The sequence below is a fragment of the Streptomyces sp. NPDC048504 genome, from assembly GCF_043200035.1.
In the GTDB taxonomy this organism is placed as follows: domain Bacteria; phylum Actinomycetota; class Actinomycetes; order Streptomycetales; family Streptomycetaceae; genus Streptomyces.
This window is the reverse complement of the sequence record NZ_JBICXA010000002.1, coordinates 337,838-363,627: the sequence shown is the minus strand read 5'-3', so window position 1 is coordinate 363,627 and position 25,790 is coordinate 337,838. Positions and strand designations below refer to the sequence as shown.

Genomic DNA, 25,790 nt, shown 5'->3' with positions numbered 1-25,790 from the left:
GGAACCCATGGCCACCGAACTGCCCCGCATCATCAGCGTCGACGACCACGTGATCGAACCCGCGCACCTCTTCGAGACCTGGCTGCCGAAGAAATACCGCGACCGCGGCCCCCAGCCGCTCACCGCCGGAATCGGCGAACTCGCCTACGTGGCGGGCAAGTACCAGATCACGATGGACCCGGACGGCCCGCCCACCGACTGGTGGATCTACGAGGACCTCAAGTTCCCGTACAAGCGCAACATCGCCGCCGTCGGCTTCGACCGCGACGAGATGACCCTGGAGGGCATCACCCGCGAGCAGATGCGCCCGGGCTGCTGGGACCCGGCCGAGCGGCTCAAGGACATGGACCTCAACCACGTCGAGGGCTCGCTCTGCTTCCCGACCTTCCCGCGCTTCTGCGGCCAGACCTTCGCCGAGGCGCACGACAAGGAGGTCGCGCTCGCCTGCGTCCGCGCCTACAACGACTGGATGGTCGAGGAGTGGTGCGGAGACAGCGGCGGCCGGCTCATCCCGCTGTGCCTGATCCCTTTGTGGGACGTGGAGTTGGCCGTGGAGGAGATCCGCCGGAACGCGGCCCGCGGGGTGCGCGCGATGACCTTCTCCGAGATCCCCACCTACCTCGGACTGCCGTCCATCCACTCCGGCTACTGGGACCCGTTCTTCGCCGTCTGCCAGGAGACGGGCACGGTCGTCAACATGCACATCGGCAGCAGCTCCCAGATGCCCGCCGCATCCCCGGACGCGCCTCCCGCCGTACAGGCCTCGCTGTCCTTCAACAATGCGATGGCCTCGATGATGGACTTCCTCTTCAGCGGGGTCCTGGTGAAGTTCCCGACCCTCAAACTCGCCTACTCCGAAGGGCAGATGGGCTGGATCCCGTACGCCCTGGAACGCGCCGACGACGTGTGGGAGGAGCACCGCGCGTGGGGCGGGGTGCGCGACCTGATCCCCGAGCCGCCGTCGACGTACTACTACCGGCAGATGTTCTGCTGCTTCTTCCGCGACAAGCACGGGGTCGCTTCGCTGGATGTGGTGGGCCGGGACAACGCCACGTTCGAGACCGACTACCCGCACGTCGACTCGACCTTCCCGCACACCAAGGAGGTCGCCCTCGACCATGTGAAGGACCTCGACGACGAGACGGTCTACAAGCTGATGCGGGGCAACGCGATCCGCATGCTGGGCCTGGACCTCGACCGGTAATGGACCTCTCGTACACGGCCGAGGAGGAGGAGTTCGGCGCGCGCCTGCGGGAGTGGCTGGCCAAGGTGCTGCCCACCCTGCCCTCGAAGCCGTCCCCGGACGACTGGCCCGGCCGCCGTGCCTACGACCTCGGCTGGCAGCGGATGTTGTACGACGCCGGGTACGGCCATGTGCACTGGGACGCGTCCCCGACGACCCGGCTGATCTTCCTGGAGGAGACGGAGAAGGCGGGCGCGCCCTACGTAGGGGCCAATTTCGTGGGGTTGTTGCACGCCGGGCCGACGATCGCCGCGGAGGGCACGGCCGAGCAGCGGGAGCGGTGGCTGCCGCCGGTGCTGCGCGGCGACGAGGTGTGGTGCCAGGGCTTCAGCGAACCGGACGCCGGGTCCGACCTCGCGGCGTTGCGCACGCGCGCGTGGCGGGACGGCGACGACTACGTAGTGACCGGTTCCAAGATCTGGACCTCGCACGCCGAAGTCGCCGACTGGTGCGAGCTGTTGGTCCGGACGGATCCTTCGGCGCCCAAGCACCGGGGGATCAGTTGGCTCGCGATGCCGATGTCCGCGGCGGGGATCACCGTGCGGCCGTTGCGGACGCTGGCCGGGTCCGCGGAGTTCGCCGAGGTGTTTCTCGACGAGGTGCGGGTGCCTGTCGGCAACCGGGTGGGGAACGAGAACGACGGGTGGCGCGTGACGATGGTGACGCTGTCGTTCGAGCGCGGTACGGCCTTTGTGGGGGAGGTCGTCGCCTGTCGGCGGGTGTTGGGGGAGCTGGCGGTGGAGGCTCGGCGGAACGGGCGTTGGGACGATCCGGTGCTCAGGCGCCAACTGGGGCGGTTGAACGCGGAGTTCCGGGCGTTGTGGCGGCTTACTCAGTGGAATGTGAGTGAGGCGGAAGCTTCCGGCGGCGTACCGGGTGTGGGGGGCTCGGTCTTCAAACTCCGCTACTCGCACGCCCGTCAGGAGCTGTATGACGCGGCGGCGGACGTCCTTGGGCCCGACTCTCTTGATCTGGAACGGGCTTGGGTGCTGGATCGGTTGTCCTCGCTGTCGTACACGATTGCGGCCGGTACGTCGCAGATTCAGCAGAACATCGTGGCTGAGCGGATTTTGGGGTTGCCGAAGGGGCGGTGAGCGGTGCGGTTTCAACTGACCGGGGAGCAGAAGGCGTTGCGGGCTGCTGTGCGGGATGTGGTCGGTCGTTCGTCGGCTGCGGGCGCGTTGGGGCTGGTCGCGCAGTTCCCCGCGCCCCTAAAGGGCGCTCCTCGGCTGGACCGGGGTTTGTGGTTGGCCCTTGGAGAGCTTGGGGTGTTCTCTCTGCGGTTGGGCGAAGCTGATGGCGGGGCTGGACTCGGGCTTCCCGAAGCCGTGTTGGTGTTTGAGGAGCTTGGGTGGGCGTTGGTGCCGGGGCCGTTGGTGGCCACCCATCTCGCGGCGGGGGTCGTGCCGGGGGCGGCTGCCGGAGAGGTGGTTGTGGCGGCCGTGGACGATGGGTTCGTGGAGTGGCTGGATGCGGCCGACGTGGTGATTGGGGATGCCTCCGGGGCCGTAGCGCTGCGGTCGGTGGATCCGTTGACGCCGTTGCATCGGGTGCCGGCTCCGGCACGTACCGAGCCTGTTGCTGTTCTGCTCACTGCCGCCGAGCAGCTCGGTACGGCCGCGCGTGTGTGCGGGCTGGCGGTGCAACACGCCCGGACGCGTGAGCAGTTCGGGCAGCCGATCGGGGGGTTTCAGGCCGTCAAGCATTTGTGTGCGCAGTCGTTGGTGCGGGTGGAGGTGGCGCGGGCCGCGGTGTACGCCGCGGCTGTGACCGGGGACGCGGTGGACATCGCGGCGGCTCGGTTGCTCGCCGATGAAGCTGCTGTGCGGGGGGCGCGGGACTGTCTGCAGGTGCATGGCGGGATGGGCTTCACCTGGGAGTCCGAGGTTCATCTGCATCTGAAACGGGCGTGGGTGCGTGCTCGGCGTGGTGGTGGGGGCACGGAGAGTGAGGAGGTGCTCGCGGCGGATCTGGTGGCTTGTGCGGGCTAGCGGCGTGCCTGCCTGCGGGGACCGGGACGGGGCCGACAACGGTGTCGCGGATCGTGGCACGGTGGGATCACGGAGCGTTGATATCGGGTTGTGTCCTACGCGTGACTTGTCACGGCCTGGAGTCGTCTGCGGGCTCCGGTACCTTGTGTGGGATGCGAGTGGTTCAAGGTACGAGCCATGCCGGAGTTGCCTGTGAGGCGGCCCCGCAGCGGGCGGTGCGCGCCGCCGCTCGCACGGCAGAACGGGCTTTCGCCCCTGCCTGTTCGACTCCCCGCGGCGAGCGTCGCACAGTATCCCGCACTCGTACTCCTTCGCGCTGGAATATGCCCGAAGCGCTTGTTGGGGTGACTGAACGTCAATCATGCTGTCTCGCAAGGGATTCACGTTCCGTGACCCTTGTGCTGGCCGTTGTTCTGGTCATGCAGGAAATGGCTACGATCGTGGCCCTCGTGAGGCGCGAGGCTAAGTGTCCGCCGGTTCGGATGGTGTGAGCGGTGCAGGTGCTTCAAGTGCAGCTGGAGATCCGGCCCGACCCCGCTGAGGTGGGGCGAGCCCGACGGTGGGCGCGCTCCCGGCTCGCGGGGTCCGGGATAGAGGCCGACGAACCGCTCGCGGAGACGCTGATCCTGCTCGTCTCCGAGCTGGTCACCAACGCCGTGGTGCACACCGGCTGTCCGGCCGTGCTGCGGCTCTCCCTCCCGGACGTGGCGACCGAGTCGGCCACCGTACGCCTGGAGGTCGCCGACACCAGCTGCAAGGCGCCCGTGCCGCGCTGCGCGGACGGCGACGAGACCGGCGGCCGCGGCCTGGCCCTGGTGGACGGCCTCGCCGACCGCTGGGGCTGGAGCGCCGAGGGCACCGGCAAGCGCATCTGGTGCGAGATCGACCGGGACAGCGAACCCCGGGAGCTCGCGTGCGGGGGCGGTGTCGCGGCGTACGAGGGCTTCGAGTTCGAGGGCTTCGCGTACGAGGCCGTGTAGGGCCGTGTAGGTGCTGCCTGCAAGTGCCGGGCGGAGATGCGCCGGGCTGTGCTTCCGTGCGCGCCCTGTGACAAATGGCCTTTATGGAACAAATCCCCGGATGGACGTTGACGCGAAGTGACCATGTGGTCACGCTTGTGGGCAGCGATTCGCCGCGAGGGGACGGCGAGGGCTCCGGTGACGGGAGCCCTCGGCGAGTGTGGGTCGTGTTCGGCGTGGGCCCCCTCGGGGCCGGGGGCCAGGACGGGGCGCCGGAGTCGGATGGCGGCACGCGGTGCCGTGCTCGGGGCGGGCAGCAGCGCGCCGCCATCCGACCGTAAGTCCGGCCCTCGTCAAAACCGGACTGTCCTAGAGGATGGCGACAGGGGCCACCGGGGTTCCCGTTGCGCCCACGAAAGGTTCGGGCATCGCCGACAGGAAGAACGCGTGGCGGCTCTCTTGTCCACAGGCTGTGGACAACTCTTCGAGATTCCAGTTCTGGCCCTGCGGCATCCCCATCTCGACCAGATCGAGAGCGTGCACCGGCAACCACAAGTCGTCTATTTCCGGCGGAAATATCTCAAAGGTGAGGGTGTCGTTGGCGACCGCCGCAACATCACGCGCATGGAACCATTCCGGCGTACGGACCGACAGCCCGGGTGACGGATAGCCATACCCGTGCTTGTCGCCGGCCAGATACACCTGCACCTGCCCGGTCCGTACGAGCACGATGTCGCCCGCGCGGACGTGCGTGCCGGCGAACTCCTCGGCGGCTTCGAGGTCTTCCGGCGTGACGGCGTGCCCGCCCTCCAGTCGATCGACGCCACGCGCGCGTGCCACGTCGAGCAGGACCCCGCGCGAGACGATGTGCCGGGCCTTGTCGATCCCGCTGAACTCGGCGCCGCCGTGCGGGGTCACGGTGCCGGCCGGGCGGCCGTTGTAGAGCTTCCCGGAGTGCGAGACGTGGGTCAGCGCGTCCCAGTGGGTGCCGGCCTGCAGTCCCATCGTCACGGCGTCGTCGCTGCACGCCACCGTTCCCGGGCCGAAGAGTTCCTGGTTGATCTGCACCATCGCGTGCAGGGGGTTGATCCGGCCGGGGATCAACCCCGTCTGGACGCCGTCCTGTTGGAGGGGCAGCGCGAGCGGGATGCGGCGGCCGGTCCTGATCTCGGCGGCGGCCTCTTGGATCACGTGGTCGGTGATCAGGTTCAGCGTGCCGATCTCGTCGTCCGAGCCCCAACGGCCCCAGTTATTCACGCGCTTGGCGATGTCGTGGAACTCCGGACCAAGTGACGGCGGTGACGTCTGCGCTGACATCGGGGCCTCCCCAGGGCTTGTCTCCAGGTATCTGACGGGTCGTAGAATCTGAGTCGAATCTAACGGGCCGTCAGAAACCGCGGGAGGGGCCGGACATGGGGAACTTCTTGGCTGGCAAGGTCATCGCTGTCACGGGGGCGGGGCGGGGGATCGGGCGGGCCGTTGCGCTGGCGGCTGCCGCCGAGGGGGCGCGGGTTGTCGTCAACGACTACGGGGTCTCGATGGACGGGGCGTCGCCTACGAGTGAGATCGCGGAGGGGGTCGTCAAGGAGATCTTGGCCGCGGGTGGGGAGGCGGCTGCCGTTGCCGATGACATCTCAACGATGGCTGGGGGGCAGCGGGTTGTCGATGTCGCGGTGTCTTCGTACGGGCGGATCGATGGAGTGGTGTGCGTTGCCGGGATTCTTCGGGAGCGGATGCTTTTCAATATGTCCGAGGAGGAGTGGGATCCCGTTCTCGCCACTCATCTGAAGGGGACGTTCACTGTGTTTCGGGCGGCTTCTGCTGTGATGCGGAAGCAGCGGGCGGGGACGTTGATCGGGTTCACCAGTGGGAATCATCAAGGGTCGGTTTCTCAGGCCAATTACAGCGCGGCCAAGGGTGGGATTATCTCGCTGGTGCGGAGCGCTGCGCTGGGCTTGAACAAGTATGGGGTTACCGCAAATGCGGTGGCGCCTGTTGCTCGTACGCGGATGTCTGCGAACGTACCTGTGGAGTTGGCGGAGATTGGGTCGCCGGAGGATGTGGCGGCGCTTGTTGTGTATTTGTTGTCCGAGCGGGCTCGGGAGGCTGGGATTACCGGGCAGGTTTATACCGTTGCCGGGGAGAAGATCGCGGTGTGGGCTCAGCCTCGGGAATTGCGGGCGGCGTATGCCTCCGGCGGTTGGACGGCTGAAAAGATAGCTGAGTTTTTGCCGGGGTCTGTTGGGGTGGATCCGATGCCTATGCTTTCTCGGTTGCAGGAGATGGAGAGGGCTGCGCGGGAGGGGAGTCGGCCTAACGCCTAGTGGGGTGGGCGGTTCGGTTGTCGGGCGGGTGCGGGCTTGTTGTGGCTGGTCGCGCAGTTCCCCGCGCCCCTGGGGGAGTTGGCCTGGACGGTGTTTTATTAGGAGCCCCTGTGGAATTTGGGTTTGCTGCCGAGGATGAAGTTTTTCGGGCTGAGGCTCGGGCTTGGCTTCTTGCGCATGCCGAGGCGGGTCAGGATCGGCGGGTGTGGGAGCGGACACTTGGCAAAAGCGGGTGGATCGGGCTGGGTTGGTCGGAGTCCGGGTATGGGAATCGGACGGGGACTCTTACTCAGCAGGTCGCCTGGGCCGAGGAGTATGCGCGGTCGGATGCGCCGCCTCGGTCCGGGCATATCGGGGAGAATCTGCTCGCCCCTACCCTCATCGCGCACGGGACCGACGAGCAGAAGTCCCGTTTCCTGCCCGCCATTGCTGCTGGGGACGAACTCTGGTGTCAGGGATACAGCGAACCCGGGGCCGGGTCCGATCTGGCCGGGGTGCGTACCGTTGCCGTGCGGGATGTGGGGGACGGGTCCTATCGGGTTACCGGGCAGAAGATATGGACCTCGCTCGCCCATGAGGCCGACTGGTGTTTTGTGTTGGCTCGGACCGAGGTGGGGTCGCGGCGGCATCGGGGGTTGAGCTTTTTGCTCGTGCCGATGGATCAGCCGGGGTGTGTCGAGGTACGGCCCATACGGCAGTTGACCGGGACGAGCGAATTCAACGAGGTGTTCTTTGATGGGGCACGCGTGCGTGCCGAGCACCTTGTGGGCGGGGAGGGCGAGGGGTGGGCCGTCGCCATGAGCCTGCTCGGGTTCGAGCGGGGGGTGTCGACTCTGGCCCAACAGATCGGGTTCGCGAGGGAGTTGGGGCGCGTTGTTGAGGCTGCCGTTGCCTCGGGGGCCGTTGGTGATCCCGTCCTGCGTGATCGACTCGTGCGGCAGTGGGCCGAGTTGAAGGCCATGCGGTGGAACGCCCTGCGGACCCTCGGGCGGGCCGGCGACGCGGGGGCTCCCAGTGTGGCCAAGCTGTTGTGGGGCGGGTGGCATCAGCGGCTCGGGGAGTTGGCGATGCAGGTGCGGGGGGCCGCGGCGGCGGTCGGGCCGGTCGACTGGACGCCGTCCCTGACGTACGAACTCGACCTGCTCCAGCACCTGTTCCTCTTTTCGCGGGCCGACACGATCTACGGCGGCTCGGACCAGGTTCAGCGCACGATCATCGCCGAGCGGGTGCTCGGTCTGCCCAGGGAACCCAAGGGGGTCGTCTGATGCGCGGTGTGGTCTTCGACGGCAAGCAGATCCAGGTCGTGGACGATCTGGAGGTACGGGAACCGGGGCCCGGTGAGGTACTGGTCGCCATCTCGGCGGCCGGGTTGTGCCACAGCGATCTTTCTGTGGTGGACGGGACCATACCTTTCCCCGTACCTGTGGTGCTGGGGCATGAGGGTGCCGGGGTGGTCGAGGCCGTGGGTGTGGGCGTCACCCATGTCGGGCCTGGGGACCATGTCGCCCTGTCCACGCTCGCCAACTGCGGTACGTGCGCCGAGTGCGACCGGGGACGGCCGACCATGTGCCGGCAGGCCATCGGGCGGCCGGGGAAACCGTTCACGCGGGGCGGCCAGTCGGTGTACCAGTTCGCTTCCAACTCCGCCTTCGCCGAGCGGACCGTGGTGAAAGCCGTGCAGGCCGTGCGGATTCCGAAGGACATCCCCATGCCGTCCGCCGCGCTCATCGGGTGCGGGGTGCTGACCGGGGTCGGTGCTGTGCTCAATCGGGCGCGGGTGGGTCTCGGGGACAGTGTCGTCGTCATCGGGACAGGTGGCATTGGGCTCAATGTTCTTCAAGGGGCCCGGATCGCGGGGGCGTTGACGATCGTCGCGGTGGATGCGAACCCTGGGAAGGAGGCTGTGGCACGGGAGTTCGGGGCCACGCACTTCCTCACGTCGACCGAGGGTGTGCGGGAGATTCTGCCGAACGGGGCGGATCACGCCTTCGAGTGCGTGGGGCGGGTGGAGTTGATACGGCAGGCCGTGGATCTGCTGGACCGGCATGGGCAGGCGGTGTTGTTGGGAGTGCCGGCTGCTTCGGCCGAGGCGTCCTTCCTCGTTTCGTCCATGTATTTGGACAAGTCGATTCTCGGGTGCCGGTACGGATCGTCCCGGCCGCAGCGGGACATCGCCCTGTACGCCCAGCTGTATCGCGAAGGGCGGTTGCTGCTCGACGAGTTGGTGACCGAGACGTATCCCGTCGAGGACTTCGAGAAGGCGGCGGGGGACGCGGAGGCGGGACGGGTGGCACGCGGGGTTCTCACGTTCTGACGGCGGCGTCGGGCGTGTTTGACGGTTGCATGGCTGGAGTTATCCACAGGCGTGGAAAATCGGGGGGCGTTGTCAGTCGCGGCCCGTAGCGTTTTGGCATGACGTACCGCGATGTGGTCTCCCGCCAGGTTCTGACCTGGGCCTGCACCGCCCTAGGCGCCCGGATGCCGGTGGCCATGGCGCCGCTGGCCCTGGTCTTCCTGGTGCGCGAGCGGCCGGGCGGTTACTCGCTGGGCGCGATCCTCGCGGCGGCCTATGTCCTGGGGGAGATCGGCGGGGCGCCGGTGCTCGGGATGCGGTTGCGGCCGGAGCGGGCCCGGGTTCAGCTGGCTGTCGGGCTCGCGGTCGGGACGGTGGGGTTTCTGGGGCTCGGGGTGTTTCCGGGGGCGCATCCTGTCGTGCTCGCCGGGTTCGCGTTCGTCGCCGGGGGCGCGCCGGCCGCCGCCACCGGTGGACTGCGCACGCTGCTCAGCGAGTTGGTGCCGGCGCGCTCCGTGGCGCAGGCATTGTCCGTCGAGTCGATCCTTACGGCGGGCGTGTGGGCCGTGTCTCCGGCGGCGGTGGCAGGGCTGGCGCTCGGTGTCGCCCCGAGAGTTCCTCTGTTGCTCGCGGCCGGGTTGATGGCGTGGTCGGTCGCGGGGTTGTGGCTGCTGCCGGCCCGGTGGGGCGCGGGTGACGCGGGCGGGGAGCGCGACGGAGAGGGTGGGGCCGGTGCTCCGCTGCTTCGGGTGCTGGTCGGGGCCTGGCCCGTGTTTGTCGTGGGCGCGGCCAGCCTCGCCCTGCTCGGGCTGTCGGAGCTTGTCCTCCCGGCTCTGCTCGAACAGCGTGGCATCGGCGTCGGCTGGTCGGGTCCGCTGCTGACCGGGATGGCGGTGGGGGGTGGGCTGGGTGCCTTCGTCTACGGCTTGCGCGGCTGGCCGGGGCTGTTGCGCACCCGGAGTGTGGTGCTGATGGCCGGCACCTCGGCGTGTGTGGCGCTGGCCGCGCTGATACCGGCCACGGTGGGGATCGCGGTCGCGTTGGTCATGGGCGGCACGCTTCAGTCGGGGGCGATGCTCACCCGGAATCTCTCGCTGCGGGAGGTGTTGCCGCCGCGTGCGTTGGCCGCGGGGTACTCCGTGATGTACGCGGCGTCGGGGGCGGGGTACGCGGCGACGGGGTCACTGGCCGGTGCTCTGTTGAAGGTGGCCGCACCGTCTACGGCGATTCTGGCGGGGGTGTCCCTGACCGCGGCGATGACCGGCGTGGGGTGGTGGGGAGAGGTGCGGCGGGCGCGACGGGTTGAGCGTGCCGAGGGGAACGGCCGGGGTGCCGTGGAACTGGGGGGTGTTGTGGCAGGGGCGGGTGCTGAGGGTGCCAAGTGAGCCGTGGGGCCAGGTCAGTTGAGGGCGCCGACCGTGCCGTGGCGGTCGGAGTCGGCGGTGGTGCGGTCGGGTTCGGAGCCGGTGTTGGCCCCTGTCGCTGCCGTTGCTCCTCCCGTGCGGAAGGTGCGGCGGTAGCCGGTGGGGGTGACTCCGAGGGCCGTCTGGAGGTGCTGGCGCATTGACTGGGCCGTGCCGAAGCCGGCGTCCGTGGCGACCTGGTCCATGGAGAGGTCGGTGGATTCCAGGAGGTGGCGGGCTCGTTCGACGCGTTGCTGGGTGAGCCACTGGCCGGGGCTGATGCCGACCTCCTCGCGGAAGCGGCGGGTGAAGGTGCGGACGGACATCGCCTCCTGCTCGGCCATGTCCCGGAGCTGGATGGGCTCGTGGAGACGGCCCAGGGCCCAGGCGCGGGCGGCGGTCGTGGTCGCCACCTGCGGATCCGGGACCGGGCGGTGGATGTACTGGGCCTGGCCGCCGTCACGGTGCGGCGGTACGACGGTGCGGCGGGCGACGTCGTTGGCGACGGCGGTGCCGTGGTCGCGGCGGACCATGTGCAGGCACAGGTCGATGCCGGCGGCGACACCGGCGGAGGTGAGGACGTCGCCGTCGTCGATGAACAGGACGTCCGCGTCGACCTCGATCTGCGGGAACAGTTCCTGGAAGCGTTCGGCGTCGGCCCAGTGCGTCGTGGCGGGGCGGCCGTCTAGGAGACCGGCGGCGGCGAGGACGTAGACGCCGGTGCAGATGGAGGCGAGGCGGGTGCCGGGGCGGATGTGGGCGAGGGCGGCGGCGAGTTCGGGGGTGAGGACGCCCTCCTCGAAGACCGGGCCGAGTTCGTACGACGCCGGGACGATCACGGTGTCGGCGGTGGCGAGGGCCTCCGGGCCGTTCGGAACGTGGATGGCGAAGTCGGCGTCGGTGTCGACCGGGCCCGGCGGGCGGACCGAGCAGGTGACGACCTCGTACAGCAGCCGCCCCTCGGCGTCCCGGGGGCGGCCGAAGATGCGGTGCGGGATGCCCAGCTCGAAGGGGAGGAGGCCGTCGAGGGCGAGGACGACGACGCGGTGCGGGCGGAACTCCGGCTCGGACTCTCGGCTCATGGCCCGATTCTAGCGAATGCTGTCCTTCGGGCCAGTGGCTCGGGAGGGGCGGCATGCCGGAAGCTCATTGACGTGACGCAGACAACCGATGCCACGCCCGGTCCCGGCACCGCCGAGGAGCCCGGCCCCGCGCCCAGCGGCCGTAGCCGTCGTAGTCGTACCCGCCCGCGGCGGAGCCGCATGGTGTCACTGCACCGAGCATGGTTCGTCGCGGCCGTCACGTTCGTGACGATCACCGGGGCGGCGGCGTTCCGTTCGCTGCCCGGGCTGCTGATCGATCCGCTGCACCAGGAGTTCGGGTGGTCGCGCGGCACGATCGGGGCGGCGGCGTCCATCAACCTCGCGCTGTACGGGCTGACGGCCCCCTTCGCGGCGGCGCTGATGGACCGCTTCGGCATCCGGCGGGTGGTCGCGGTCGCGCTGACCGTGATCGCGCTCGGGTCCGGCCTGACGGTGTGGATGACGGCGCCGTGGCAACTGCTGCTGTGCTGGGGCCTGTTGGTGGGTCTCGGCAGCGGTTCGATGGCGCTCGCGTTCGCGGCGACGGTCACCAACCGCTGGTTCACCGCTCGGAAGGGCCTGGTCACCGGCATCCTGACGGCGGCCTCGGCGTCCGGCCAGCTGATCTTCCTGCCGCTGCTGTCCTGGATAGTCGAGGAGCACAGCTGGCGCCCGGCCGCTGTCACGGTCTCCCTCGCGGCCCTCGCGGTGGTCCCCTTCGTCTGGCTGCTGCTGCGGGACCATCCGGCGGACGTGGGCGTGAAGCCGTACGGGGCGGCGGAGTTCGTGCCGAAGCCGGAACCGGTGACGGGTGCGGCCCGCCGTACGGTCACGGTCCTGTTCAAGGCGGTCCGCACGGGCCCGTTCTGGCTGCTGGCCGGCACCTTCGCGATCTGCGGCGCGTCCACGAACGGCCTGATCCAGACCCACTTCGTGCCCGCCGCCCACGACCACGGCATGCCCATCACGGCGGCGGCCTCGCTGCTCGCGGTGATCGGCGTCTTCGACGTGGTCGGCACGATCGCCTCCGGCTGGTTCACCGACCGCTTCGAACCGCGCCGCCTGCTCGCCGTCTACTACGCCCTGCGCGGCATCTCCCTCCTCTTCCTCCCCATGCTGCTTGCTCCCACCGTCCACCCGCCCATGTTCTTCTTCATCGTCTTCTACGGCCTCGACTGGGTCGCCACGGTCCCCCCGACCCTCGCCCTGTGCCGCGAGCAGTACGGCGAGGACAGCGCGATCGTCTTCGGCTGGGTCCTCGCCTCCCACCAGATCGGCGCGGCCCTGGTCGCCTTCCTGGGCGGGGTCGCCCGGGACGCGTTCGGGTCGTACGACATGGTCTGGTACCTGTCGGGGGCGTTGTGCGCGGTGGCGGCGTTGATGGCGCTGGTGATCCGGCGGCGGCCGGTCCTGAAGATGAGCGCGGTCGCGGTGGCGTGAGGCCTACGGCGCGGAGGCGATGTTCCCCTTCGCGTCCACGGTGTGGGTCTGCCAGTACGTGTCCCACTTGTCGTCGACGTGCTGCGGCACCTTCCCCTCCGGGTAGCGCGCATATCCGCTCGGCGGGGTGTCGCCGTTCTTCACACAGGCGCCGCCCAAGGTGCTGCCCACGGCCAGTACCGGGTACTCGCCCGAGCTGCACATGGCGTCCGCCGTGGTGAACGAGCAGGCGGACAGCAGCCCGGCGGCGGATATCAGGACGGACGTGAGAACGGCGACTCGCGTGCGCTTGCTCATGGTTGGGGTCCCCCGGTCGGATGCTCGAATCGGTCTGGGAGCAAGGCTGTCGGAGGTGGAGCGGACCTTCATGAGTACGTGGGCTCAGGATCGGAGCGCGGGTTACTCAGGAGCACTCGGAGGAACCGCCGTCCGCACCGGCGCGCTGCTGCGCCCGCGGTCCCGGCCGCTGAGTTCGGCGTCGAACGTCTCCTGGGCGACACGCATGACCTCGGCGTACTCGGGTTGCCGTAGCCGCTTCCACATCTCGTCCTCGGGGACGTCCTCCACGTGGGCGACCACCCACCAGATGTTGCCGAAGGGGTCCTTGATCCGCCCGCCGCGCTGTCCGAAGGCGTCGTTCGCCAGGTGGGTGACGACGCGGCCGCCGGCGTCGACGGCCCGGGCGAACGCCTGGTCCGCGTCGGGTACGAACACGCGGAGCAGGCTCGGCATGACGGGCCAGTCCGGGGCCCGGTCGAAGGCCAGCACGACCGTGTCGCCGACCCGGATCTCACCGTGCCCGATCGCCCCGCCCTCGGTCACCACCCGCCCGAGTTCCTTCCCGCCGAACGCCGCGGCGACGAAGTCGAGGAAGGCTCCCGTGTCGTCGGTGACGACCCACGGGGAGACGGTGGTGTAGCCCTCCGGGGCGGAATTTGTCTGCTGGGGCATCGTCGGGTCCCTTCGTCGCTGCCGGGTTTCAGGGGCGACGATAGGGGCGGGGTAGGTCAGTTCCTGTCCTACTGGCGATCAGAGGAAGCGGCCCCGATGGAACAACAGGGGTGCTCCCTCACCCTCGTCGGCCCCCAGCCCGTCCACCCGTCCCACCACGATCAGATGGTCGCCCCCGGTGTGCACCGCGTGGATCGTGCAGTCGATCCAGGCCGCGGCGTCGGTGAGGCGGGGGGAGCCGGAGACCGGGGAGGCGTCGTAGGGGACGTCCGCGAACTTGTCCGTGCCGGGTACCGCGAAGCCGCGGCACAACTCGCCCTGGTGGGCGGCGAGTACGTTGACGCAGAAAACGCCGGCACGGGCGATGCGCGGCCAGGTCGTCGACGTACGGCCGACCATGAAGACGACGAGGGGCGGATCGAGGGAGAGGGCGGAGAAGGACTGGCAGGCGAAACCGGCGGGACCCGGTTCGCCCTCGGCCGCGGGGGCGGTGATCACGGTGACGCCCGTCGCGAACGTGCCCAGCACGCGCCGGAATTCACCCTGGTCGACCGGTGCCCGCTCGTCGTCCGTGACGCACCGAAGCTCCGGCCGCGGCAGCGCCTCGACAGGCTGCGCGGCCGGAGCGCTTCCGGCCGACCTGAGGTACCGGACGGCGGCCGCGGCCGCCCCTGCGTGTCCCATCACATCACTCATTGAAGCTGACGGTTCATCAGATAGGAAGGGGTACGGGCCTGTTGGCATCCGGTATCGCGGACCGGTCCACATGGGCTCTGTGCTGGGCCAATTCACAGGCTGCCGGTCGGATTATGGGTGTCACGTCACCCCAGGGACCTCCCGGGTCACCTCCCGCACGCCAACCCCCAGCAGTGTTGCGGAACGACCGCCACCGCCACATCACCGGTGGGCGCCGTGACCTGAGGAGCACCCACACGATGAACCGTCTCACCGCACGCGGCGGACTCGTGGCCGCCGTCGCCGGCCTCGCCCTGACGCTCGTGATCGGCGACGTGACCGGGACGGCGGGCGTGCGTCAGAAGTGTGTGGTGATTCCGAAAACGCGGCGCAGTTGGGCCATGTCGTGCCGGTCGCGGTGCGTCGGCTCGTAGCCCTGATGGAAGTAGACCTGCCGCTCGGCGGACAGGCACGGGACCGACGTCCCCCTGATCGTGCCCGTCCCGAAGCACGCGGACGGGTAGGCGAAGGGGTGTTCCGGTTCGGGTGACGCCTGTGTCGCTGAGCCGTCGGCGGCGAAGACCAGGGGGTGGAGGTCGATCTCGCGCCCGTCCGGAGCCGTCACGACGAAGCGGACCGGCCGCCGGTCCAGGCTTTCGACGAAGTCCTCGGCGCCGAGGGCGGCCAGTACCGCGTCCTCCTGCTCCCGGCGGTGCATCAGGTCCAGGTCGCGATGGTCCCGGGTCTGTTCGCCGATCAGGACGTCGATTCCCCAGCCGCCGCCGATCCAGGCGTCGGCCTCCGCGCGCCGCAGCGACTCCAGGACGACCAACACGTCATCGGCACTCATCACTTGAGCCACGTCAGAAGCGACCGCCCCGGACAAGCGAACCCGTTGAACGCCCCTTCGACACGGGTCACCGCCCCCGGTACTCCGGACTCCGCCGCTCCACGAAACTCGCCACGCCCTCCCGCGCGTCCTCCGTCGTCATGTTGATCTCCTGCGCGGCCGCCTCCGCCGCGAACGCGGTCGTACGGTCGCTGTCCAGGGACGCGTTCACCAGCTGCTTGGTGAGGGCGAGGGCTCGGGTCGGGCCGGTGGCGAGGCGTTCCGCCCAGTCGCGGGCCGTCTTCTCCAACTCCTCATCCGGTACGACCCTGTTGACCAGGCCCAGTCGTTCCGCGTCCGTCGCGCTCACCGCGTCGCCGAAGAACATCAGCTCCTTCGCGCGCTGTGGGCCGATCAAGCGCGGGAGCAGATACGCGCCGCCGCCGTCCGGGACCAGGCCGCGGCGTACGAAGACCTCGATGAACCTGGCCGATTCCGCGGCCAGTACGAGGTCGCAGGCCAGGGCCAGGTGGGCGCCCAGGCCGGCTGCCGTGCCGTTCACCGCCGCGATCACCGGTTTCTCGCAGTCCAGGACGGCGGCGATCAGGCGTTGCGCGCCCAGGCGGATCACCCGGGCGACGTCACCGGCCACCCGTTCCCCGGACGAGCCGCCGCCCCGCAGGTCCGCGCCCGCGCAGAAGCCCCGGCCGGTGCCCGTCAGGACGACCGCCCGTACGGAGGGGTCCGCCGAGGTCTCTCCCAACAGGGTTATCAGGCGGTCCCGTTGGGGCGGGGTGATCGCGTTCAGGGCCTCGGGGCGGTTGAGCGTGACGTACGCGACCTGGCCGGAGACTGTGTACACGATCTCGGTCATCGGCACACCGCCAACGCGTCCAACGCCACCGCGCCCTGTCCCCTGGGCAGCACCATCAGCGGGTTGATGTCCAACTCCGAGAGCACATCGCCCAGTTCGAGGGCCATGCGCTGCACGCGCAGGATCACCTCCACCAGGGCGTCGAGGTCCGCCGGGGGGCGTCCCCGTACCCCGTCCAGCAACGGCCGGCCGCGCAACTCGCCGAGCATGTCGCGCGCCGCCTCCTCCCCGAACGGCGGCACCCGCACGGCCGCGTCCCGCAGGACCTCCACCAGCACCCCGCCCAGCCCCACCGTCACCGTCGGACCGAAGAGTTCGTCCTGGGTGACGCCCACGACCATCTCGACGCCCCGTTCGACCATCTGGCAGACGAGGACACCATCGAGCGTCACGTCCTCGTAGCGGGCGATGTCCGTCAACTCGCGGTACGCGTCCCGGACTTGGCTCGCCGAGGTCAGGCCCACCTTCACCAGGCCCAGCTCCGTCTTGTGCGCGATCTGCGCGCCGGACGCCTTCATCACCACCGGGTAGCCCACCAGTCCCGCAGCCCGTACGGCAGCCGCCGCGCTGGTCACCAACTGCTCGCGGGGGACCCGGATCCCGTAGGCCCGCAGGAGTTGTTTCGCCGCGTGTTCGCTCAACTGCTGGCCCGGGCGCATCAGGGCCTGGGCCTTGCGGAAGGAGGGGGAGACGGCGCGGGGGGCCTCGTCGAAGGGGGAGCGGTAGGCGTGGACGAAGCGGTGGTGGGAGAAGTAGGCGCGGAGTGCTGTGACGCAGTTGCCCACCGTGCGGAAGGTGGCCACCCGGGACGATCCCAACAGCCGCTCGCGGTAAGCCGGTTCGGTGCCCACCGGTGAGCCCCACACCACGCACACCAGCTTGTCGGTCTCCTCCGCCGCGGCCACCAGGTCCTCCACCAGCTTGTCGCTCAGCGGCGGGAACGGGCCCGTGATGGGGCAGACCAGCACCCCTACCTCCGGGTCGTCCAGGATGGCGTCGATGATCTTCCGGCCGCGCCAGTCGCCCACCGGGTGACCGCCGTTGTCCACCGGGTTCGCCACGCTCAGGTACGGCGGTATCCACTCGTGCAGTTCGGACTGCTTGGCCGACGACAGCTGCGGCAACTGCAATCCCGCCTCGCTCGCCAGGTCGGCGAAGTGGGCGCCGGTGCCGCCGGAGATCGAGTACACGACCACCCCCTCGGCCACCGGAGCCTTCGCCCGCGCCAACAGGGCCGCCGTGTCCTGGAGTTCGTCCAGGCCGTCGACGCGGATCACGCCGTACTGGCGCATCGCCGCGTCCACCACCGTGTCCGCGCCGGTGAGTTTGCCGGTGTGGGAGGCGGCCGTACGGGCGCCGGTCTCCGTGCGGCCGACCTTCACCGCGACCACCGGGACCTTGCGGCGGGCGGCCCGGTCGGCGGCCAGGAGGAAGGAACGGCCGTCCTTGAGGCCCTCCACGTAGCAGGCGATGGCGCCCACTTCGGGGCGTTCGGCGAAGTAGGAGATGAAGTCGGCCGTCTCCAGGTCGGCCTCGTTGCCGGTGGGGGCCCAGTGGGAGAGGCGGATGCCGAGTTCCTGGAGGGCGAAGACCGGGCGGCCCTGGTGGCCGGACTGGGTGATCAGCGCGATCGCGGGGCCTTCGAGGTCCTCGCGGAAGTTCTCGAAGGCGTTGAGGTTCGTGTTCGGGCCGAGGAGGCGGAGGCCGGATCGGCCTACGGCGGCGGCGAGTTGGGCCTGTGCCAGCGCGCCCTCCTCGCCCGTCTCCGCGAAGCCCGACGCGAAGGCGACCGCGAACTTCACCTTCGCCTCGGCGAGTTGCTCGATCATCGGGAGCGGGTCGGCCACCAGCACCACGGCCAGGTCCACCGGTTCGGGGAGGTCGGCGACGGAGGGGAAGCAGGGGACGTCGAAGACCGTGGCGCGGGTGGGGTGCACCGGGTGCAGACGGGCCCCGACTCGGGCGGCCCACGCCATGAGTTGGCGGGTGATGCCGGTGTTCGGACGGCCCTCCGCGTCCGAGGCGCCGATCACGGCGACCGACTCGGGGCGGAAGAAACGGTCCAGGTCGGGTACGCCCGCGTACAACGGCCGCCCGCTGACGTCGAGATCGTCGACGTCGGCGGGCCTGCCGTGGACGGCGGGGCCGGGTTGCTCCCCGCAGGCGATGACCCGGGCCCGGCGGGAGTCGGTGGTGAGGGTGCCGTGGGTTGATCCAAGCATCGGTCCGCCCCGCTCCTGTGTGACAGTCGTGACAGTCGTGACAGCGCAATTAACTGACGCAGTGTCAGATTAACGAACTGACAGTCCGTCAGGAACTGTCGTGCACGCAAAGAACGCAGATGCCCCGGCTCGCGACGCGTGATCCCTAAGCGACTTGGCCCTTCCGTACGGCCTTGCCGACCGCCTTCGCGATCCTCTCCGCGTCGATGGCCAGTTCGCGGAGCATGCCGCTGATGGGGTTGGTGAAGCCGGTGAAGTACAGGCCGGGCGCGTCCTTCGGGGTGCGGGCCCCGTTCACGACCGGCTTGCCGCGGGCATCCAACACGCCGAGGTGGCCGACGAGTTGCTCCAGAGAGCGGACGTAGCCCGTCGCCGCGATCACGACGTCCGGGCCGACGCGGTCGCCGTCGGCGAGGACCACCTTGCCGTCCTCGAAGCTCTCCACGGCCGGCACGATCTCGACCCGCCCCTCGCGCACGGCGTCGATCAGCCCGACGTCCTGCACCGGGATCGACCCCTCCTTGACCCGGCTGTACAGCCCGGTGTCGGGGCGCGGCAGCCCCTGCGCCGCCAGGTCCGGCACGCTGACCTTGGACACCGGCCCCGCGAGCCGGTCGACCAGGCCGACCGGCAGCCGTCGTACGAGAACGCCTGTGTACTGGGCCGCCCAGCCCGCGGTCGAGCGGCGCAGGATGTGCGGGGCGGTGCGGACGGAGAGGCGGACGCGGGACGCGCCGCCCTCGATCAGGTCCACGGCGATCTCCGCGCCCGTGTTGCCGATGCCGACGACCAGGACGTCCTGGCCGGCGTAGGGCTGGGCGTTGCGGTAGTCGGCGGCGTGCAGCAGTTGGCCGGTGTAGGCGTCGCGGCCGGGCCAGTCGGGGATGCGGGGGGTGTGGTTGGTGCCGGTGGCGATGACCACCGCGCTGCCGGTCAGTTCGCGGCCGCCGGTGGCGTGCAGCAGCCAGCCGGTGCCGTCGGCCGAGCGTTCGACGCGGGAGACCTCGACGCCGGTGACGATCTCCAGTTCGTGGACCTCGGCGTACTTCTCCAGATAGCGCACCACGTCGTCCCGCGAGACCCAGCGGCCGAACCGGCGCGGCATCGTGAGCCCGGGCAGGCTCGAAAGGCGTCGGGTGGTGTGCAGATGCAGGCGGTCGTAGTGCCTGCGCCAGGACGCTCCGATCCGGTCCGACTTCTCCAGCACGACGGCACGGATGCCCTGCGCGCGCAGCGCGTACGCGGCGGCGAGACCGCCGGGGCCGCCGCCGATGACGTACACGGGGCGGTCTGCGTGGTTCTGCGCCGCGGGGTTCGGGGACGCTGTGGAGTCGGCCATGAGCGCGAGCGTAATCACGTCCCACGTTGATGGGTCTCGGTCAAGCCCGGAATTGGTTGCGGATCGATCACGGGTGTGGAGGAGTGGGTGAGGTCGGTGGCGTAGGGCCTCTGGTTGTGGGAGGGAGGTGGGGGCGTGGTCATGGGTGTGGCCGCGGGTCCGGACATGCGCGCGACGCCGAGCCCGCACCGTGCGCGGTGGGGCTCGGCGTCGTGCTGGCGGCGACCGGAATGTATGACGGGAGACCGGTGCCGCGTCCGAGGGGAGGGGGGCTTACCGGCGCTTGGCCTGGTGGCCCGTCACCTGGGCGATCCACGTGATGAAGTCGCCCGGGTCGGTGTTGGCGCCGTGGCCCTCGTCCCAGTAGTAGATGTGGTTCACGTCGTCGCCCAGGTTGTCGAGACGGGCGGCGAGGTTGGCGGCGACCGTCAGCGCGGTGTCCGAGTCCTTGGTGCCGAGGCGGATCCACCAGTGCTTGGAACGGTTCGGGTTGACCTTCTCGACCAGGTGGTACATCGGGTTCATCAGGTCGAGCTTCGCGGGGATGTCACTCGCAACCCGCTTGCTGCTCAGGCCCGTTGAGTCGTTCTTCGCGCCGTACGCCGTGAAGTGGCGGGCCAGGGTCGTGCCCGTGCCGAACTCGTTGTTCTCGCCGGCCGACAGGTCGAAGGCGTCGAAGGCGGGGGCGTCCTTCTTTCGGGCGCCGACGTGGGTGAGGAAGTCGGCCCAGGTGAAGGTGGCCTTGCCGCCGGACCAGGTGATGAAGGTGTTGGCCTTCAGATAGGTCGCGCGGGCGGAGTCCGAGAGAGCGGCGAGATACGTGGTCGCCGACGGCTCCAGGTACTGCTCGACCATGTACGCGTCGAGGTTGCGGGCGTTCAGCGGACCGAAGCCGCCGAGCCCGCGCAGCTTCAGACCGGCCTGGTACTCGGCGAACTGCGCCTGCAGCGCCTTGGAGACCGTCTGGTCGACGAGCTTGCCGGTGCTGAGGTCGTTGGCGCCCCAGTTCCACTCGTAGGCGCCGTCGGCGTGCTCCAGGTCGGTGATCGGGCACCAGGCGCCGGTCGCGAAGATCGCGTCGGAGGCGTCGGCCGCGCCCAGCGCCTTCAGGTACTTGTCGTAGATCGGGCTGTCGCCGGAGGCGCCCAGCAGGGACGACAGCGCACCGCCCGCACTGGTCCCCGCCGAGACGATGCGCTCGACGTTGCCGGGGATGCGGCCCTTGTTGGACTTGATGTAGCGGACGGCGGCCTTGAGGTCGACGATCGCGACGGGGGCGGTGCCGTAGTACTCGCCGCTGGAGTTCTTGAGGGTACGGCCGCGGGCGCCGGGCTCGATGACGACGTAGCCGGCGGCCAGCGCGAGGAGCTGGTTGCTGGAGGTGGCGCCGCCGGTGGCGTTGGTGTTGCCGTTGGCGCCGGGGGCGGAGGCGCTGGCTGAAGCGGAGGCTGAAGAGCTGGGGTCACCGCTCGGGGCCGTGCCGCCGCCCATCGCCGAACCGCCGCCGCCGACCTCGGTGGCGGTCGCCACGGAGGCGGGGAGGTAGCCGCCGACGGAGTTGGCAAGCAGGATCGGGGCGTTGCTCGCGTCGACCGCCTTGCCGTCGATCTCCACCGGGGAGCTGACGATCAGGGACTGGTAGGTGGCGTCCACCGGGTTCGCGACGTACGTGATCGCCTTCCAGAAGTGGTAGACGACCGTGTGCTTCGTGCCGGCGGTGTCCGTGATCGACTTCGTCAGCTTCGTGTAGGCGTCCGGGTCGAAGACCAGGGTGTCCGAGGAGGAGGACTTCGAGTCGCTCGACGCGTTCGCGCTGAGCGCGATGCCGCCGACCGCCGCGACACCCGCGGTCGTGCCGATGCCCATGACTACCGTCCTGCGCTTGACTGCCCTGTGCTTCACCGTGCTGCCTCTCGTCTTCCCGACCGCTCCTTGGCCTTGCGCTTGCGAACGTAATCGGGTCTGAACAAAATCGTCAACAATCTGCGGGGATTCATGGGGGACCCACAGCGGCACCGCCGGAACACAGGATTTTCATGGCCGGCTCTCGGCTTTCTTCAGCTTCTGACGTACCGTCAGATTCATGGATGCGATCTGGCTCAGCGGAGCGGACTGGCTCGCGGTCCTCCGCATAGGACTCGGGCTGTGGTGGCTGGAGAGCTGGCGGCACAAGGACAAGAAGGCCTGGTTCGAGCGCGGCACCGGCATCGCCTGGGCGGCCGACGTCGCCGCCAAACACCGCTGGACGGCGGTCCGTTCGGGCTTCGACGTGATGGTCGCGCCGCGCCCGCGCACGATGGCGTACGTCGTCGTCTACGCCGAGCTGGCGGTCGGCCTCGGCCTGGTCGTGGGCTTCCTCACCCCGGCCGCGCTCGTCGGCGGCCTGCTCCTCAACGTCCTCTACTTCACGCTCATGATCCACGACTGGGCGGAGCAGGGGCAGAACGCGATGATGGCGCTCATCTCGGTGGTGGCGTTGTTCGCGATGTCCTGGCAGGTGTGGTCGGTGGACACGGCCCTGGGATGGTTCTCATGACCGCCTCCCCGCGCTACGACATCCCCGAGCCCGACGCCTTCACCCGCACCTACTGGGAGGCCGCGGCGCGGGGCCGCCTGCTCCTCCGCCGCTGCGCGGACTGCGGCCGGGCCCACCACTACCCCCGCGAGTTCTGCCCCCACTGCTGGAGCGAGCACGTTGCCTGGGAGCCCGCGAGCGGCCACGCCACGCTCTACACCTGGTCCGTCGTCCACCGCAACGACCTGCCGCCCTTCGGGGAACGGGTGCCGTACGTGGCGGCGGTCGTCGATCTCGCGGAGGGCCCGCGGATGATGACGGAAATGGTGAAGGCCGGGCCCGCCGAACTGTGCGCGGGGATGGCGGTCGAGGTGGCGTTCCGGGACGGGGTGCCGGTGTTCAGCCCGAGGGAAAATGACGTACCCGGGGCGCGCGACGCTTGATTCAATGACGCGATGGCCCACATACGCGAGCGGTCTCTCCAGCACCCCTTCCCCGAGTTGAACGGTCATGGACTTCGGCTGCGCCCCTGGGACGCCGACGACGACACCGATGTGACGGACTGGCTGCGCGGGGTGTCCGACCCAGAGTTCCAGCGCTGGAACACCCCACTGCGGCCGATCACGGACGTCACCAGCGCCCGCGACTCGCTGCGTTCCCGCACCGAGAACGCGGAGGACGGCGTCAGCGCGTCCTTCTGTGTCACGGACGCGGTCAGCGGTACGACGCTGGGGCACATCGGCGTCAACGACATCGACCACGTCATCCGGGTCGCCCGCGTCGGCTACTGGACCCTCCCCGAGGCCCGCGGCCGCAACGTCGCCACCCGCGCCCTCACCGTCGCTGCCCGCTGGGCCCTGACCGACCTGGGCCTGCACCGCCTCGAACTGGGCCACGCCCTCGGCCACGACGCGTCCTGCCGTATCGCCGAGCGCTGCGGGTTCCCGGCGGAGGGGACGCTGCGCGGGGCGATGTTCGAAGCGGGCCGGCGGGACGCGTTCCGTGACGTTCACCTGCACGGCCGGCTGGCGACGGACCCGGAGGTCCAGCTGTGACGACCGACGACTGGCACATCACCGGGGACCTGGACCAATTCCTCACCCGGGCAGGGGAGTTCCTGCGTTCGCGCCCCGCCCTGCACACGGTTCACCTGACGGTGACGGCGGCGCTGCGCAGCCGAGGACTGCGCATGTACGGCGAGGGCGACCCGGTGTTCGGCGCACTGGAACGAGACGGCGAAGTGCGGGCCGCCTTCTTCCGCACACCTCCCGGCCGCCTGATGCTGACGCCCCTCTCCGCAGCGGAGGCCATCGAGCTGGCCGCCCATCTGGCCTTGCGTGGCAACGAGTTGCCGGGAGTCATGGGTGAACTGGACACGGCATCGACGTTCGCGGAGGCATGGGCAAGCCGAACGGGCGCCCTCTCCGAACTCCACGCACGCCAACGCCTCTACCGCCTGGGCGAGTTGACGATCCCGCAACCCTCCCCAGCGGGCCGCCCGAGAGTCGCGACTGCAAACGACCGCGAACAACTCATGCGCTGGTACGTCGAGTTCACCAGGGTGATCGGCGAGAGCGGCACCTCGCAGGACCCCGGCGAGTGGGCCGACTCCCGGATCGCCTACGGCGGGATCACGCTGTGGGAAACCCCGGATGGTACGCCGGTGTCCATGGCCGGGCTCACGACGAAGGTGGCCGGCCAGGTCCGAGTGGCCCCCGTCTACACCCCGGCGGACCTCAGGGGCCGGGGCTACGCGGGCGCGGCGACGGCGGAGGTCAGCGGAATGGCGAGGGCGGCGGGCGCGGACGAGGTACTCCTGTTCACGGACCTGGCCAACCCCACGAGCAACGCCCTGTACCAGCGCATCGGCTACCGCCCGGTGGAGGACTTCGCGGGCTACGACTTCCACCCCGCCCCGGCCCCGAGGTGATACTCACCCCATGGCAACGGGAACGGACCTCCACGAACTACTGAAGTCACTACGGGTATGGGCCCCCGAGCTGACCGAGCTCCCACCCCTCGACCCGACCACGACCCCGGACACCCCCCTCGTCCTCTTCACCACCTGGTTCGCGGAGGCGGTGGCAGCGGGCGAGCTCGAACCCCACGTGATGTCGCTGGCGACGCGGGACGGCGACCCGGAGACCGAGGGCGGCGGCCTCCCGGACGTACGGATGGTGATGCTGCACGGAGCGGACAACGAGGGCTGGTCCTTCGCGACCCACTCCACAAGCCGCAAAGGCCACCAGCTGAAGGGCTTCGCCTACGCGGCCCTCGCCTTCTACTGGCCCCGCCTGGGCCGCCAGGTCCGCCTACGAGGCCCCGTCAGCCCGGCGACACCGACCGAATCCCAGGCCGACCTGCACGCCCACTCGACGGGTGCGTTGGCGGCAGCCCTGACCGGCCACCAGAGCGAACCCCTCTCCTCCCTGGACGAGTTGACGCAGGCATCGGAAGCGGCCTGGGAACTGGCACAACGAGAACCGGAAACCCCTGCCCCGTCCTGGACCCTGTACCGAGTGTTCCCGGACGAGGTCGAGTTCTTCCAAGGCGACGCACTACGACGACACGTGCGCCTGAGCTATGTCCGGGCGGAGCGGGGTTGGTCGAAGGGGTTGCTCTGGCCCTGAGTTGTGAAGTGACCGTTGGGCCGCCCGCTTCTTGGTCAGTGTCGGGCTTCCGCGGCCCGAGTAAAGGGCGCTCCCTGCGGTCGCGTCGCCTGCGGCGATGGCCCTGCGGGCCACCCTTGACTAGGGCCGCTCCAGCCCGTTGGAGAAGCGAGCGGGCGGCCCGGAGGGATGGGTGGCCAGGCATGCCTCCCGTCGGGTGGGCTGCGTTCGGTGCCGGGGTGAGGGGGCGCGTTCGCGTCTCGCCTGCACGCCGGGTCGGCTCAGCGGCCAACGCCCGGTGGGGAGTGCGGTTGGGGACTGGCACCCGCCCCGCCTGCTCCTCCCCGCCGGACTTCCCCCCACTACCCTCCGTAGGCTGTGTTCTTTTCTAACCAGTCAAAGGTCGTGATGGTGGTTAGATTTACCCCCGGCTTCCAGCAACTACCCACCGGGGGTTGGCCGCTGAGCCGAGGTGGCGTGCTGGCGAGACGCGAACGCGTGCCCCACCACACCGGCCAGCAACACGGTTCAGGCAAGGGGATTCGTGCCTGGCCACCCATCCTTCCGGGCCGCTCGCTCGCTTCTGAAACGGGCTGGAGCGGGTCGAGTCAAGGGTGGAGCGCAGCGGAATCGGCGTAGCCGACGCGACCGCAGGGAGCGCCCTTTACTCGGGCCGTGGAAGCCCGACACTGGCCAAGAAGCGAGTGGCCCAACGTCCACTGGTGAGCGCCCTAATCCCGTCGTCGTCGAGTCACAGGCAGGGAGTACGTTGATCCCCAAGCTCATCGGGGAGAAGGCGGGGGGGAATGTGAACGGGCGTCGTCGGTCGAAACGCGCGGCCGGCGTCGGAGCAGCCGTCACCTTCCTGTTCGCGGCGGTCGCATCCTGTGGCAGCGGGGCAACCGACAAGGCGCCCTCGATCACCGCGCCGGAGGTTTTCTACCTGTGACCCGTCGGCGACAGGTCCGGCCCTCATGACAAGGACCCGTTCCACTTCTCCCTGGTCGCGGCCAAGGGCAGCAAGCCGGGGGACGCGGGGGA

25 protein-coding genes are annotated in these 25,790 nt (G+C 69.7%); 15 read left to right on the top strand and 10 right to left on the bottom strand.

Annotation, left to right across the window (positions count from 1 at the left end; genetic code table 11):
- Window positions 1-7: 7 nt before the first annotated feature.
- The 4 genes from ACGFY9_RS05890 to ACGFY9_RS05875 all read left to right on the top strand — a co-directional run bounded on the left by ACGFY9_RS05890 (window position 8) and on the right by ACGFY9_RS05875 (window position 4,214).
- Window positions 8-1,204, top strand: coding sequence for an amidohydrolase family protein (locus tag ACGFY9_RS05890; RefSeq protein ID WP_393752350.1), 1,197 nt, complete (start codon window positions 8-10; stop codon window positions 1,202-1,204).
- Window positions 1,204-2,337 (top strand): acyl-CoA dehydrogenase family protein, encoded by a 1,134-nt coding sequence (locus ACGFY9_RS05885; RefSeq protein ID WP_393752348.1) that lies wholly within the window; start codon window positions 1,204-1,206, stop codon window positions 2,335-2,337. The genes ACGFY9_RS05890 and ACGFY9_RS05885 overlap by 1 nt, the downstream gene beginning before the upstream one ends.
- A 3-nt stretch (window positions 2,338-2,340) precedes the next feature.
- Entirely contained in the window at window positions 2,341-3,234 is an 894-nt protein-coding gene (locus ACGFY9_RS05880) for an acyl-CoA dehydrogenase family protein (protein ID WP_393752346.1), read from the top strand.
- A gap of 509 nt (window positions 3,235-3,743) precedes the next feature.
- Window positions 3,744-4,214 carry an ATP-binding protein gene (locus ACGFY9_RS05875; protein ID WP_393752846.1) on the top strand — a complete coding sequence of 157 codons (471 nt, stop codon included), beginning with the start codon at window positions 3,744-3,746 and terminating at the stop codon, window positions 4,212-4,214.
- 348 nt (window positions 4,215-4,562) lie between these two features.
- On the opposite strand, the gene ACGFY9_RS05870 is transcribed toward ACGFY9_RS05875, so the two are convergent.
- A complete protein-coding gene (locus tag ACGFY9_RS05870) occupies window positions 4,563-5,510 on the bottom strand; it encodes a cyclase family protein (protein ID WP_393752344.1) in 948 nt (315 codons plus the stop codon).
- Between the two features lie 95 nt (window positions 5,511-5,605).
- On the opposite strand from ACGFY9_RS05870, the gene ACGFY9_RS05865 reads away from it, so the two are divergent.
- The 4 genes from ACGFY9_RS05865 (at window position 5,606) to ACGFY9_RS05850 (ending at window position 10,195) form a co-directional block, all read left to right on the top strand.
- The gene (locus ACGFY9_RS05865; RefSeq protein WP_393752342.1) at window positions 5,606-6,517 is read left to right on the top strand and encodes an SDR family oxidoreductase; all 912 of its coding nucleotides are present in this window, start codon (window positions 5,606-5,608) and stop codon (window positions 6,515-6,517) included.
- 110 nt (window positions 6,518-6,627) lie between these two features.
- Window positions 6,628-7,782, top strand: a complete 1,155-nt coding sequence (locus ACGFY9_RS05860; RefSeq protein WP_393752340.1) for an acyl-CoA dehydrogenase family protein — start codon at window positions 6,628-6,630, stop codon at window positions 7,780-7,782.
- Window positions 7,782-8,831, top strand: a complete 1,050-nt coding sequence (locus ACGFY9_RS05855; RefSeq protein ID WP_393752338.1) for an alcohol dehydrogenase catalytic domain-containing protein — start codon at window positions 7,782-7,784, stop codon at window positions 8,829-8,831. The genes ACGFY9_RS05860 and ACGFY9_RS05855 overlap by 1 nt, the downstream gene beginning before the upstream one ends.
- 98 nt (window positions 8,832-8,929) lie before the next feature.
- Window positions 8,930-10,195 carry an MFS transporter gene (locus ACGFY9_RS05850; protein WP_393752336.1) on the top strand — a complete coding sequence of 422 codons (1,266 nt, stop codon included), beginning with the start codon at window positions 8,930-8,932 and terminating at the stop codon, window positions 10,193-10,195.
- A gap of 14 nt (window positions 10,196-10,209) precedes the next feature.
- On the opposite strand, the gene ACGFY9_RS05845 is transcribed toward ACGFY9_RS05850, so the two are convergent.
- Window positions 10,210-11,295 carry a GlxA family transcriptional regulator gene (locus ACGFY9_RS05845; protein WP_393752334.1) on the bottom strand — a complete coding sequence of 362 codons (1,086 nt, stop codon included), beginning with the start codon at window positions 11,293-11,295 and terminating at the stop codon, window positions 10,210-10,212.
- A 72-nt stretch (window positions 11,296-11,367) separates the two neighbouring features.
- Here ACGFY9_RS05845 and ACGFY9_RS05840 point away from each other — a divergent pair, with 72 nt between their 5' ends.
- The gene (locus ACGFY9_RS05840) at window positions 11,368-12,735 is read left to right on the top strand and encodes an MFS transporter (protein WP_393752332.1); all 1,368 of its coding nucleotides are present in this window, start codon (window positions 11,368-11,370) and stop codon (window positions 12,733-12,735) included.
- Window positions 12,736-12,738: 3 nt separating this feature from the next.
- Here ACGFY9_RS05840 and ACGFY9_RS05835 read toward each other — a convergent pair whose 3' ends face one another.
- The 8 genes from ACGFY9_RS05835 to ACGFY9_RS05800 form a co-directional block, all read right to left on the bottom strand.
- On the bottom strand, window positions 12,739-13,032 hold the full coding sequence (locus tag ACGFY9_RS05835) for an SCO0607 family lipoprotein (protein ID WP_393752330.1): 294 nt from the start codon (window positions 13,030-13,032) through the stop codon (window positions 12,739-12,741).
- A 102-nt stretch (window positions 13,033-13,134) separates the two neighbouring features.
- On the bottom strand, window positions 13,135-13,686 hold the full coding sequence (locus tag ACGFY9_RS05830; RefSeq protein WP_393752328.1) for a VOC family protein: 552 nt from the start codon (window positions 13,684-13,686) through the stop codon (window positions 13,135-13,137).
- A 78-nt stretch (window positions 13,687-13,764) separates the two neighbouring features.
- A complete protein-coding gene (locus tag ACGFY9_RS05825; protein ID WP_393752326.1) occupies window positions 13,765-14,370 on the bottom strand; it encodes a flavin reductase family protein in 606 nt (201 codons plus the stop codon).
- Between the two features lie 349 nt (window positions 14,371-14,719).
- Window positions 14,720-15,211 (bottom strand): nucleotidyltransferase domain-containing protein, encoded by a 492-nt coding sequence (locus ACGFY9_RS05820; protein ID WP_393752325.1) that lies wholly within the window; start codon window positions 15,209-15,211, stop codon window positions 14,720-14,722.
- A 67-nt stretch (window positions 15,212-15,278) separates the two neighbouring features.
- On the bottom strand, window positions 15,279-16,064 hold the full coding sequence (locus ACGFY9_RS05815; protein ID WP_393752324.1) for an enoyl-CoA hydratase/isomerase family protein: 786 nt from the start codon (window positions 16,062-16,064) through the stop codon (window positions 15,279-15,281).
- Window positions 16,061-18,286 (bottom strand): acetate--CoA ligase family protein, encoded by a 2,226-nt coding sequence (locus tag ACGFY9_RS05810; RefSeq protein ID WP_393752323.1) that lies wholly within the window; start codon window positions 18,284-18,286, stop codon window positions 16,061-16,063. Before ACGFY9_RS05810 ends, ACGFY9_RS05815 begins: the two co-directional genes overlap by 4 nt.
- Window positions 18,287-18,431: 145 nt before the next feature.
- Window positions 18,432-19,625 carry a flavin-containing monooxygenase gene (locus tag ACGFY9_RS05805; protein ID WP_393752322.1) on the bottom strand — a complete coding sequence of 398 codons (1,194 nt, stop codon included), beginning with the start codon at window positions 19,623-19,625 and terminating at the stop codon, window positions 18,432-18,434.
- 273 nt (window positions 19,626-19,898) lie between these two features.
- Complete coding sequence (locus ACGFY9_RS05800) at window positions 19,899-21,491, bottom strand: subtype B tannase (RefSeq protein WP_393752321.1); 1,593 nt, start codon at window positions 21,489-21,491, stop codon at window positions 19,899-19,901.
- Between the two features lie 217 nt (window positions 21,492-21,708).
- On the opposite strand from ACGFY9_RS05800, the gene ACGFY9_RS05795 reads away from it, so the two are divergent.
- The 6 genes from ACGFY9_RS05795 to ACGFY9_RS05770 all read left to right on the top strand — a co-directional run bounded on the left by ACGFY9_RS05795 (window position 21,709) and on the right by ACGFY9_RS05770 (window position 25,698).
- Complete coding sequence (locus ACGFY9_RS05795; RefSeq protein ID WP_393752320.1) at window positions 21,709-22,161, top strand: DoxX family protein; 453 nt, start codon at window positions 21,709-21,711, stop codon at window positions 22,159-22,161.
- Window positions 22,158-22,583 (top strand): Zn-ribbon domain-containing OB-fold protein, encoded by a 426-nt coding sequence (locus ACGFY9_RS05790; RefSeq protein ID WP_393752319.1) that lies wholly within the window; start codon window positions 22,158-22,160, stop codon window positions 22,581-22,583. The genes ACGFY9_RS05795 and ACGFY9_RS05790 overlap by 4 nt, the downstream gene beginning before the upstream one ends.
- 12 nt (window positions 22,584-22,595) lie before the next feature.
- Window positions 22,596-23,195, top strand: a complete 600-nt coding sequence (locus ACGFY9_RS05785; protein WP_393752318.1) for a GNAT family N-acetyltransferase — start codon at window positions 22,596-22,598, stop codon at window positions 23,193-23,195.
- Entirely contained in the window at window positions 23,192-24,070 is an 879-nt protein-coding gene (locus tag ACGFY9_RS05780; RefSeq protein WP_393752316.1) for a GNAT family N-acetyltransferase, read from the top strand. The genes ACGFY9_RS05785 and ACGFY9_RS05780 overlap by 4 nt, the downstream gene beginning before the upstream one ends.
- 10 nt (window positions 24,071-24,080) lie before the next feature.
- Entirely contained in the window at window positions 24,081-24,770 is a 690-nt protein-coding gene (locus tag ACGFY9_RS05775; RefSeq protein WP_393752315.1) for a pyridoxal 5'-phosphate synthase, read from the top strand.
- Between the two features lie 748 nt (window positions 24,771-25,518).
- Window positions 25,519-25,698 (top strand): hypothetical protein, encoded by a 180-nt coding sequence (locus tag ACGFY9_RS05770; protein ID WP_393752313.1) that lies wholly within the window; start codon window positions 25,519-25,521, stop codon window positions 25,696-25,698.
- Window positions 25,699-25,790 lie beyond the last annotated feature (92 nt).